This is a genomic window from Streptomyces sp. NPDC060198 (assembly GCF_042728415.1).
Lineage (GTDB): Bacteria > Actinomycetota > Actinomycetes > Streptomycetales > Streptomycetaceae > Streptomyces.
This window is the reverse complement of the sequence record NZ_JBHWZJ010000227.1, coordinates 1-11406: the sequence shown is the minus strand read 5'-3', so window position 1 is coordinate 11406 and position 11406 is coordinate 1. Positions and strand designations below refer to the sequence as shown.

The window sequence follows — 11406 nt, the reverse complement described above, 5'->3', positions numbered from 1 at the left end:
GGCCCCGGTCGGGGGCCGCCGCCCATCGGCGTGCGTGCGGGTGCGAGGAGCGGTCAGTCGCCGATCAGCGCGTCGACGAAGGCGCCCGGCTCGAACGGGGCCAGGTCGTCCGGTCCCTCTCCGAGCCCGATGAGCTTCACCGGGACGCCCAGCTCACGCTGGACCGCGATGACGATCCCGCCCTTGGCGGTGCCGTCGAGCTTGGTCAGGACGATGCCGGTGATGTCCACGACCTCGGCGAAGACCCGGGCCTGGACCAGGCCGTTCTGGCCGGTGGTGGCGTCGAGCACGAGCAGGATCTCGTCGAGCGGGCCGTGCTTCTCCACGACGCGCTTGACCTTGCCGAGCTCGTCCATCAGACCGGTCTTGGTGTGCAGCCGGCCGGCGGTGTCGATGAGCACGACGTCCGCGCCCTCGGCGATGCCTTCCTTCACGGCATCGAAGGCGATCGACGCGGGGTCGCCGCCCTCGGGGCCGCGTACCGTACGCGCTCCGACGCGCTCGCCCCAGGTCTGGAGCTGGTCGGCGGCGGCGGCGCGGAAGGTGTCGGCCGCACCGAGGACCACGCTGCGGCCGTCGGCCACGAGCACCCGGGCCAGCTTGCCGGTCGTGGTGGTCTTGCCGGTGCCGTTGACGCCGACGACCATGACGACGCCCGGGGTCTCGGCGCCGCCCTCGGTCCTGACCTCACGGTCGAGGTCGGGGCCCAGCAAGGTGATCAGCTCTTCGCGCAGCAGGGCGCGGAGCTCCTCGGGGGTCCGGGTGCCGAGCACCCGGACGCGTTCGCGCAGGCGCTCGACGAGCTCCTGGGTGGGAGCCACACCGACGTCGGCGGTGAGAAGGGTGTCCTCGATCTCCTCCCAGGTGTCCTCGTCGAGGTTGTCCCGGGACAGGAGCGTGAGCAGCCCCTTGCCGAGGGAGTTCTGCGAGCGGGCGAGCCGTGCCCGCAGCCGTACGAGACGGCCGGCGGTGGGCTCGGGGACGTCGAGGACAGGGGCCTGCGCGGCCGCGGCCGGGGCCTCCTCGGCGGGGGCCTCCGCGTCCGGGAGACCGGCGTCCTCGATGGTGCGCCGCGCTTCGTCGCGCGGCGCCTCGGACTCCTCACCGGCACGCGGTTCGGCGGGAGGAGTGATGGTCGGCGTGCTCGACGGCGCCGAGGGCGGCAGCTGCTTCTTCTTGCGGCTGCTGACCACGAGCCCGCTGATCAGGCCGACAGCGACCAGGGCGATGACTACAGCAAGGATGACGATTTCCATAACCCGTCCAGTATCGGCCACGGGCGGAGCCGGGGAGCTGCCTCGGAGTTCCCTCCGGCATCCGATGCACCACTTTGCGCCTTTTGGCGGTCATTGTGGTGAGCGGAGACACGGCCGGGACGCAGCAACGGGTACCGCACCCCGACGGCACCGGGAACACCGCCGCCCCGGCCGGGGGCCGGGGCGGCGAGGACGGAGCGGGCGGGCGGGGACCTGCGGGCCGGCACGTCGGACGGGCGGGCCCGCGGCGGGCGGTCAGCCCATCTCCTCCAGGGCCTTGCCCTTGGTCTCCTTCACGAACAGGATCACGAAGGGGATGGAGAGGGCCGCGAAGCAGGTGTAGATGATGTACGTCGCCGAGAGGTTCCAGTCGGCCAGGCTCGGGAAGCTCGCGGTGATGGCCCAGTTGGCGATCCACTGCGCGGAGGCGGCGACACCGAGGGCGGCGGCGCGGATGCGGTTGGGGAACATCTCTCCGAGGAAGACCCAGACGATGACACCCCAGGACAGGGCGAAGAAGAGCACAAAGACGTGGGCGGCGACCAGCGCCACGGTGCCCTCCGTGTTGGGGAGCTTCCCGTCGACCAGCTTGGCGGAGAAGGCCCACGCCTCGAAGGCCAGCGCGATGGCCATGCCGACCGAGCCGGTGAGGGCGAGCGGTTTACGGCCCACCCGGTCGACGAGGACCATCGCGATGACCGTACCGATGATGTTCACGATCGAGGTCGTGAACGAGTAGAAGAACGAGTCCGTCGGGTCGATGCCGACCGACTGCCACAGCGTCGCCGAGTAGTAGAAGGCGACGTTGATGCCGACGAGCTGCTGGAAGATCGACAGTCCGATACCGACCCAGACGATGGGCAGGAAGCCGAAGCGGCTGCCCAGCAGGTCCTTGAAGGAAGACTTGTGCTCCCGGTGCATGGCCGTCTCGATCTCGGTGACGCGGGCGTCCAGATCGACGTTCTTCCCCTCGACCTCGGCCAGGATCTTGCGGGCCCGCTCCTTCTTCCCGACCGAGATCAGGTAGCGCGGCGACTCGGGGATGGCGAAGGAGAGCAGCCCGTACAGGACGGCGGGCACCACCATCACACCGAGCATCCACTGCCAGGCTTCCAGCCCGCCGATCTTGCCGCGCTGGTCGCCGTCCGCGATCTGGAGGATGCCGTAGTTGACCAGCTGCGAGATCGCGATGCCGATGACGATCGCGGCCTGCTGGAAGGATCCGAGACGGCCGCGGTAGGCGGGCGGCGAGACCTCGGCGATGTAGGCGGGGCCGATGACGGAGGCCATGCCGATGCCGAAGCCGCCGATGATGCGCCACATCGCCAGGTCCCAGAGTGCGAAGGGGAGCGCCGATCCGACCGCGCTCACCGTGAAGAGCACGGCGGCGATCTGCATGCACCGGATACGGCCGATGCGGTCGGCGATGCGTCCCGCCGTCGCGGCGCCGATGGCGCAGCCGATCAGGGCGATGGCGATGACCTGGGCGAGGGTTCCGGACCCGATGTCGTACCGGTCGCGGATGGCTTCGACGGCCCCGTTGATCACGGAACTGTCGTAGCCGAACAGGAAGCCGCCCATCGCGGCGGCGGCCGTGATGAAGATGACGTGCCCGATGTGGTCCGGGTGAGCCCCTCTGGCTCCGGACTCCGGTCCTTGCGCTCTGCTGGTCACATGAACTCCTGGTGCCTGCCCGCAATGTCAGACGTGGATGGATGAGCCCTTTAAGTGGCGCATACGAAACAGATCGCCACCACTTGAATACGCAGGGGATGCGTCGGGGGGCCATCCGTTCCTTCGTCGAATTCGGGCGTGTACGAGAGTCCACGCCTACCCGGGGTCCTTCCATTCGCGTGAAGCAGCCCGGGGAATTGCGTGAAGATTCAGCGAAGACGCTGACTGATCACTTTCGATACACCGTCACCCTGCATGGAAACGCCGTACAGGGCGTCGGCCACCTCCATGGTCCGCTTCTGATGCGTGATCACGATCAGCTGGGAGCTCTCCTGGAGTTCTTCCATGATGCGGATGAGCCGCTGCAGATTGGTGTCGTCGAGGGCCGCCTCGACCTCGTCCATCACGTAGAACGGGCTCGGCCTGGCCTTGAAGATGGCGACCAGCAGGGCCACCGCCGTCAGGGACCGCTCGCCGCCGGAGAGCAGTGACAGGCGCTTCACCTTCTTGCCCGGCGGGCGGGCTTCCACGTCCACGCCGGTGGTGAGCATGTGCTCCGGGTCGGTGAGGATCAGTCGTCCGTCGCCGCCCGGGAACAGCCGGGAGAAGACTCCCTCGAACTCGCGCGCGGTGTCCTGGTACGCCTCGGTGAAGACTCTCTCCACCCGCTCGTCGACCTCCTTGACGACCTGGAGGAGGTCGGCCCTGGTCTTCCGCAGGTCGTCGAGCTGCTCGGCGAGGAACTGGTGGCGCTCCTCCAGCGCGGAGAACTCCTCCAACGCGAGCGGATTCACCTTTCCGAGTTGCTGGTACGCCCGTTCGGCGGACTTCAGCCGCTTCTCCTGCTCGCCCCGGACGAAGGGCCGGGGCTGGTTGCGCGGGTGCTCCGGGTCCTCGGGCAGTTCCTCCCCCTCGGCCGGGAGCGACGGGGGGACGGGCCGGGCGGGGCCGTATTCGGCGACCAGGGCCGTCGGTTCGACGCCCAGCTCCTCCAGTGCCTTCGCCTCCACCTGCTCCACGCGCATCCGTTTCTCGGCGCCCAGCACCTCGCCCCGGTGCACCGAGTCGGTGAGTTTGTCCAGCTCCCCCTTGAGGTCCCGGCCGTCGGCACGGGCGGCGGAGAGCGCGTTCTCCCCCTCGGCCTTCGCGGCCTCGGCAGCCGCGCGCTCCTCCTCGGCCCGTACGACGGACACCTCGACGTGCGCGAGCAGCTGCCGGGCGCCGTGGGCGACCGCGGCGGCCACCGACGCCTCGTGGCGCAGCCGGGCGCGGCGCTGCTCGGCACGGGCGCGGGCCTCGCGCTCGGCCCTGGCCCCCCGGTCGAGGGAGTCGGCCCGCCCCGCGAGGCCCTTCACCCGCTCCTCGTGGGTACGGACCTGGAGGCGGGCCTCCATCTCGGTCTGGCGGGCGTTGGCCCCGTCCGCCGCGAGCCGGTCGCGCCGCCCGGTGTCCGGTTCCTCCTCCAGGGGCGTCTCCTCGGCGACCAGCAGCCGTTCGGCGAGCACCTCGGCCTCCTCGGTGGCGCGTTCCAGCGCCTCCTGCGCGCGGGCGGCCGAGGCCGCGGTCCGTTCGGCCTCGCCCGCCGCTCCCCTCGCCTGCCCGGCGAGCCGGCCGAGTTGCTGGGCGACCTGGGACTTCTCCCGGTCCGCCGTCCTGCGGCGCTCCTCCAGCGACTCGACGCGGGCGGAGGCTTCCTTGCGGCGCTCGGCGGCGAGCCGCTGGGCCTCGGCGAGTTCCTCGCAGCGCACCACGAGCGAGGCCAGCTCGGCGGCGGCCTCGTCGACGGATGCCTGCACCTCCAGCAGGCTGGGCGCCCCGGCCGAGCCGCCGTGCGCGAAGTGGGCGGAGAGCACGTCGCCCTCGCCGGTGACGGCGGTGAGCCCCGGTTCGGCGGCGACGAGCCGTTCGGCGTCCTCCAGCGTGGGCACCACGACCATGTCCCGGGTCAGCGCCCGCACGGCCTCCATGAGTCCGCCCGGCGCGCGGACGAGCCCGGCGACCGGCCGGCCGGCGCCGGTACGGACACCCGTACCGGCATCGCGCGTCCCCGAAGCCGCGACGGCCGGATCACCGGCGGACACCGACACCGGGGCGGGTGACTCGGCGGCGACCGCCTGCGGGGGCACCGCGGCAGGGCGCCCGGGCACCTGGTCGCCGCCCTGCGCCGGTACCCGCCCGGGGTCCTCTGCCGGGCGGCCGAGAAGTTCCGTACCCCCGAGCAGCAGCGCGGCGCGGCCCGCGTCCTCGGCGCGGAGCAGCCGGATCGCCTCGGCGGCCGTCGCGGTCCCGGTCACCGCGACGGCGTCGGCCGCCGCTCCGAGCGCGGCGGCCACCGCCACCTCGTACCCGGGCTCGACGTCGAGGAGGCGGGCCGCCGGCCCGAGCAGTCCGGCCAGCCGGTCCCCGGCGCCCAGCAGGACGCCCGTACCGTCCTTGCGGCGCAGCCCGAGCGCGAGGGCGTCGTGGCGGGCGGCGGTGGCGGCCCGGCCGCGCTCCGCCGCGGTCACGGCGTCCCGTGCGGCGCCGTGGGCGGCCTGCGCCTCGGCCAGGTCCCGCCGCGCGGCCGCGTGCTCTTCGGCCGACCGGGCGTCGTCCGCGTCGAGTCCGTCGACTTCGGCCTTGAGCTGCTCGTACTCCTCCTGGGCTGCGGCGGCACGCTCCCTCGCCCCGTCCCGGGAGTCGGCGAGGCGGTCGATCTCGGCCTGGGCGGCGGCGGCCCGGCCGCGTGCGGCGTTGACCTGGCCGCCGAGCCGGGCGAGCCCTTCCCTGCGGTCCGCGAGGGCCCGCGCGGCGTCCTTGAGGCGTCGTTCCTCGGCCGCCAGTTCGCGTTCCAGCTCGGCCCGGTGGGCGGCGGTGTCCTCCCGTGCGTGTTCCGCGGCTTCCAGCGCGGCGGTCAGCTCCGCCTCCTGCTCGCGGATCCGGGCGGCTTCGCGTTCCATCTCCTCGGGGTCCCGGCCGCGGCGCTCCTCCTCGGGTACGGCGGCGGCGCTCTTCACCCGGGCATCGGCGAGCGAGATCGTGCCCCTGACCCGTTCGGCCAGTTGCGACAGCTCGTACCAGCTCTGCTGGGCCCGCTGGAGGCGCGGGGCGAGACGGCGGACCTCGCCCTCCAGCTCGGCCTCCCGGGCCAGGGCCTCCTTCAGCCGCGCCTCGGCGGACTCCTTACGGCGTTTCGCCTCGGCCTCGTCGGCGATCTCCTCACGCAACGCGTCCCGCAGGGTGACCAGGTCGTCGGCGAGCAGCCGCAGCCGCGCGTCGCGCAGGTCCGCCTGGATCACCGCGGCCCGCCGGGCGACGGCCGCCTGCCGGCCGAGCGGCTTGAGCTGTCGGCGGAGTTCCTCGGTGAGGTCTTGGACGCGGGCCAGGTTGGCGCCCATCGCGTCGAGTTTCCGCAGCGCCTTCTCCTTGCGCCTGCGGTGCTTGAGGACGCCGGCGGCCTCCTCGATGAACGCCCGGCGGCCCATCGGGTCGGCGTGCAGGACGGAGTCCAACTGCCCCTGGCCGACGATGACATGCATCTCGCGGCCGATGCCCGAGTCGGAGAGGAGTTCCTGGATGTCGAGCAACCGGCAGGTGTCACCGTTGATCTGGTACTCGCTGCCGCCGTTGCGGAACATGATCCGGGTGATCGTCACCTCGGCGTACTCGATGGGCAGCGCGCCGTCCGAGTTGTCGATGGTCAGTGAGACCTCGGCGCGGCCGAGCGGCGGGCGCCCGGTCGTCCCGGCGAAGATGACGTCCTCCATCTTGCCGCCGCGCAGGGACTTGGCCCCCTGTTCCCCCATGACCCAGGAGAGCGCGTCCACCACATTGGACTTGCCCGACCCGTTGGGGCCGACGACGCAGGTGATCCCCGGTTCGAAGCGCAGCGTGGTGGCGGAGGCGAACGACTTGAAACCGCGCAGGGTCAGGGCCTTGAGATGCACGCCGCCGGACTCTACCTTTCGCACACGGTTTCACCGCTGAGGGTGCAGGGCACATCTGACGTTAACCGCACCGCTGATCTCCCTGGGGAAAGGGATGCGGTACGGGCGCGGAGCCGGGGGCGGACCGGGTAGCCGGGTTGACGCGAGGGGGAAAGAAAGAAGGGACGCCGAAGCGTCCCTGGTGGAGCGTGGAGCACCGGTGTGCGCGGTCTGCGGTCCGGCTGATCCGCGGGTCGTCCCGCACGGCGGACCGGTGGCCGTTCCGCCGGGATCGCGGGCGATCACGGCGTCCGGTACCGCCAATCCGCGGTGAAGACGATCCAGAAATGCTCCCGGGCCGCTGAGATGTCTGCGGGCCCGGCCGGCCCCTTACGGGCGACCGGTCAGGTCAGAGCGGGCTCTGCCTGGGGTACATCGATGTCGATGCCGTCGAGCAGCGACTGGTGCTGGGCGGCGGCGTTGAGCGCGTCGTTCTCGTCCTGGATCCGTACGAGCTCGGATTCCAGGTCCTGGACGCGCTTCTGGAGCCGTCGCATCTCGGCGAGGAGTCGCGGGTCGGAACCGCCGACGTAACCGAGAAGCGCCTTTGCCATGATGGATGGTCCTCCACACTGAGTGACCGACCGAAGCGGTGTGGGTCGTGAGGGAATCGCACCCGCGGTGCCCGGCAGTGCTCTTGTCATCACTGCGGTTGCTGCGGAAACAGCCCTGTCGAACAGCTGAGGTGCGCGGGGATTTCAGAGTCTCACCAAAAAGTTTGACGGTCAACACGATCACACCCCGTGGGCGCCACCATCCCCGGGGCGACCCGCCCGACGATCACCCGGCCCGCCGCCGCCGGACGACCGGCACCTCTCGGCGATCTTGGCGAACCGGGTAGCTTCGCATGCCCCGCAGCCCTTGGCAACACCGGGGCGCGCCGGGACTGCACCGCAGGTCACTCCGGGTGCCACCGGCAGGCGCGCACCACGGCGGGGCGCCGCGGGTGCCGCGCGGACGGCCTCCGCGCCCCGGCATGCGGCCGGGGCGGTCACCGGATGGCGAAGCCGTCGTAGCCGCCGCGCGGGGTGTCCCAGATCTCAGTCACGCCGTCCACACGTCCGGGCGTGTCGTCCGAGCGCAGCCACTCCAGCAGACGGTGGCAATTCTCACGTGCGCCCTCGGCGACGACCTGCACCCTGCCGTCGTCGAGATTGAGGGCGAAGCCGGCCAGCCCTCCGATCTCCAGAGCGTTTGCCCTGGTGAACCAGCGGAACCCTACTTGCTGTACTCGGCCGCGTACCCACACCACGAGTCGTGCGTCTTCACTCATGCGGGAACGCTAACCGGACCGAGCCGCCCGAAGCCCCTCGCGGCCCGTCCGTCATGGCGTACAGTCCGGTCGCAAACAGCTCACCCGATCGGGTGAGAACCACGGACACGGTGACGTCCCCGGGGATCACCGGGGCCGCCGAACGGCACGAGGAAGGCACAGCGCATGGGACGCCACCGACGATCCGCCGCAGGCCCCGCCGCTGACGAAACCACCCCGGCGCCTTCCGGGGGACGGCACGGCGGCACCCGCCGGCCGAAGCGCCGGGTGCCCCTGCCGGTGCGCGCCGGGCTGCTGGGGATTTCCGCCGCCGTGGCGGTGGGCGCCGTCGCGGCCGCGTCCGGGATGCTCCCGGGCGGCGAGACGTACGGCCTGAGCGACGGCTCGCACGCCGACCGCGCCGACTCCGGCGGCGCCCCGGACCTGCTCACGCAGGGCACCGCGAGCGCCGACCCGACGGGCCGTACGGCGGCCCCCACCCCGGCGAGCCGGGGCAGCGAGCGCCCCGGGGCCCCCTCGAAGTCCGCCTCCGCCACCCCCTCCGCGTCCCCCACGGAGAAGACCGCGAGCCCGACGCCGTCCGCCACCCCCTCGGTGACGAAGACGACCGCCGCGCCGGCTCCGGCGAAGTCCACCGCCGCCGCCCCCGCACCGACGTCGGCCGCGCCGAAGACCGAGGCGCCCGCGTCGTCCGCGGTCGCCTCCGCACAGGCCGCGGTGCTCGACCTGGTCAACCAGGAGCGGTCGAAGGTCGGCTGCAGCCCGGTGACGCTCAGTTCCTCGCTGACCTCACTGGCCCAGAGCTTCAGCCAGGACATGGCGGCCCGTGACTTCTTCGATCACACCGACCCGGACGGCGACACGCCTTGGGACCGCGCGGCGGCGGCCGGGATCACCAACCTCGGCGGGGAGAACATCGCCCGCGGCCAGGCCGACGCACAGGCCGTGATGGACAGCTGGATGAACAGCGAAGGCCACCGGGCAAACATTCTCAACTGCGATTACACGACCCTGGGCGTCGGCGTCCACATCGCCGACGGCGGCCCCTGGTGGACGCAGGACTTCGGCTTCTGAGAAGTCTCCGTGCCCCGGGCCCGTGGAGCCGTCGTGGGAGATCGACGCGGAGAAACGCTCCGTAGCCCGGCGTTCCGGTGACCAGGGGCCGGCGTTCACCTGGAGTGCACTGCAGTTCAAGAACGTGTCACGAGAATCGTCCCTCGTGCCTACCTCACCCACGCGTGCCGGCGTCGCCTCCCTGTCCGCCGCCGCTCTGTCGCTCTCAGGACTGCTCGTCACAGGAGTCCTGACCGCTCAGCCCGCGGCCGCCGCAGACCCGGCCGGCTACCAGAACGTCCGGATCAACGAAGTCACCTCGTCGAACAACGACACGGTGGAGCTCCACAACACCGGCTCGACCGCCGTGAGCGTCAGCGGCTGGAAGATGTCCGACGACAGCTTCTCGCCGCAGTCGTTCAGTCCGTCCGCCGGCACGATCCCCGCCGGCGGCTTCGTCACCTTCGACTCGCCCAAGGGACTCGGCGACTCGGACAAACTGGTGATCTACACGTCCGGTGGCACCGTGGTCGACCGTGTCGACTGGGCGACCGACAAGGCGAAGCCCGCGATGGCCCGGTGCGGCGGCGACGGCACCGGGGCGTGGGTCACCGCGATCTCGACGACCACGTTCGGCGCCGCGAACGCCTCCGGCTGCCCGTCGTCGGTCCCTGCGGCCGGCCGGGTGCGGATCAACGAGGTCTCCTCCACCGGCTCCGACACCGTGGAGCTGTACAACGGCGGGACCGGCGCCGTCAGCCTCGGTTCGTGGAAGTACTCCGACAACGACACCTCCCACTCCTTCGTGTCGGTCTCGTCCTCCTCGCCGAGCGCGACGACCATCCCGGCAGGTGGGTACGTCACGTTCGACTCCTCCACCGGGCTGGGCGACAACGACTCGGTCTTCCTGGTAGACGGCAGCGGCAACACCGTCGACTCGGTGACCTGGACGACCGGCGGCGCCAAACCGTCGGCCGAGCGCTGTGCCAACGGCACGGGTCCGTTCCGGACCGCCACGACCGCGACGCCCGGCGCCGTGAACTCCTGCTCGGGCAGCACCGGCGGTGGTACCGGCGGTGGTACCGGGACCGGCGAGCTGCTGGGCGGCGGCGGGTCCCTCACCAGCGGCTGCACCCCCGAGTCGGCCTCCGGTACGGGTTCCACACCGACGGGCACCCTCGCGTGGCCCGGCGGCGCCGACGTCACGATCGCGGACAACGTCTGCGCGTTCACCACGTCCACCGGCCCGGAGGGCCGGGACGTGAGTGGCCTGGCGTTCGACCCGGCCAACCCGTCGGTGCTGTGGGCGGCGAAGAACAAGAACTGGCTCTACAAGCTGGTCAAGAGCGGCGGCAAGTGGATCCCGGACGCGTCCTGGAGCGCGACCGGCAAGCAGATCCGCTTCTCGGGCGGCTCCGGCGAGCCGGACTCCGAGGGCCTGACGATCGGCGGAAACGGCCACCTCTACGTCACCTCCGAGCGCGACAACACCAAGAACACCGAGCCCAAGGACACGATCCTGGAGTTCGACCCGGCGTCGACCGGATCCACGCTGACGCCGGTCCACCAGTGGGACATGACCGCGCAGTTCCCGCAGCTGGACACCGGTGACAAGGACGACGCCAACCTCGGATTCGAGGGCGTCGGACACGTGCCGGACACCTGGCTGACCGCGAACGGCTGGGTCGACCCGCTCACCCACGCCGCCTACGATCCGACGGACTACCCGACGCACGGGTCCGGCCTGTTCTTCGCCGGACTGGAGTACGACGGTTCGCTGCGTGTCTACGGTCTGAACTCCGACGGTACGTTCACCACGTTCGGAGCGATCACGACCGGCAAGGCCTCCGTGATGGACGTGACGTTCGACGCCGGTACTCAGCGCCTCGTCGCGACCTGCGACAACACCTGCGGCGAGACGCACACCTTCATGAAGATCAACGCCGACGGTGCGATCGTGCCGGACGTGACCTACACGAACCCGGCCGTCATGCCGGCCGGCAATCTGGAAGGCTTCGCCCTCGCACCGGCCTCGACGTGCGTCGACGGCCTGCGCGAAGCGGTCTGGAGCGACGACGGGGTCTACGGCTTCGGTTCCGGGAGTTCCTCCTACGGACACGCCCTCTACAGCGGCACCTTCCGCTGCTGATCCTGATCACGAACGAGGCTGCCCGGGACCGAAAGG

General features: G+C 71.4%; 7 protein-coding genes. 2 read left to right on the top strand and 5 right to left on the bottom strand.

The window, feature by feature from the left end:
* Nucleotides 1-53: 53 nt before the first annotated feature.
* From ftsY to ACFWEP_RS23865, 5 genes are all read right to left on the bottom strand, one after another.
* The gene (gene ftsY, locus ACFWEP_RS23885; RefSeq protein ID WP_387372693.1) at nt 54-1256 is read right to left on the bottom strand and encodes a signal recognition particle-docking protein FtsY; all 1203 of its coding nucleotides are present in this window, start codon (nt 1254-1256) and stop codon (nt 54-56) included.
* Nucleotides 1257-1511: 255 nt separating this feature from the next.
* Nucleotides 1512-2930 (bottom strand): sugar porter family MFS transporter, encoded by a 1419-nt coding sequence (locus tag ACFWEP_RS23880; RefSeq protein ID WP_387372691.1) that lies wholly within the window; start codon nt 2928-2930, stop codon nt 1512-1514.
* A 209-nt stretch (nt 2931-3139) separates the two neighbouring features.
* A complete protein-coding gene (locus ACFWEP_RS23875) occupies nt 3140-6856 on the bottom strand; it encodes an AAA family ATPase (protein ID WP_387372689.1) in 3717 nt (1238 codons plus the stop codon).
* A 383-nt stretch (nt 6857-7239) separates the two neighbouring features.
* The gene (locus ACFWEP_RS23870) at nt 7240-7449 is read right to left on the bottom strand and encodes a hypothetical protein (protein WP_266709608.1); all 210 of its coding nucleotides are present in this window, start codon (nt 7447-7449) and stop codon (nt 7240-7242) included.
* A gap of 437 nt (nt 7450-7886) precedes the next feature.
* A complete protein-coding gene (locus ACFWEP_RS23865; RefSeq protein ID WP_328719183.1) occupies nt 7887-8168 on the bottom strand; it encodes an acylphosphatase in 282 nt (93 codons plus the stop codon).
* A 165-nt stretch (nt 8169-8333) separates the two neighbouring features.
* Here ACFWEP_RS23865 and ACFWEP_RS23860 point away from each other — a divergent pair, with 165 nt between their 5' ends.
* Nucleotides 8334-9242, top strand: coding sequence for a CAP domain-containing protein (locus ACFWEP_RS23860; RefSeq protein WP_387372686.1), 909 nt, complete (start codon nt 8334-8336; stop codon nt 9240-9242).
* 145 nt (nt 9243-9387) lie between these two features.
* A complete protein-coding gene (locus tag ACFWEP_RS23855) occupies nt 9388-11370 on the top strand; it encodes a lamin tail domain-containing protein (RefSeq protein ID WP_387372684.1) in 1983 nt (660 codons plus the stop codon).
* Nucleotides 11371-11406 lie beyond the last annotated feature (36 nt).

Excerpts from the sequence above, each read along its gene's own strand:
- ACFWEP_RS23865 (WP_328719183.1), bottom strand. The coding sequence starts at position 8,168 with ATGAGTGAAGACGCACGACTCGTGGTGTGGGTACGCGGCCGAGTACAG.
- ftsY (WP_387372693.1), bottom strand. The coding sequence starts at position 1,256 with ATGGAAATCGTCATCCTTGCTGTAGTCATCGCCCTGGTCGCTGTCGGC.
- ACFWEP_RS23870 (WP_266709608.1), bottom strand. The coding sequence starts at position 7,449 with ATGGCAAAGGCGCTTCTCGGTTACGTCGGCGGTTCCGACCCGCGACTC.
- ACFWEP_RS23860 (WP_387372686.1), top strand. The coding sequence starts at position 8,334 with ATGGGACGCCACCGACGATCCGCCGCAGGCCCCGCCGCTGACGAAACC.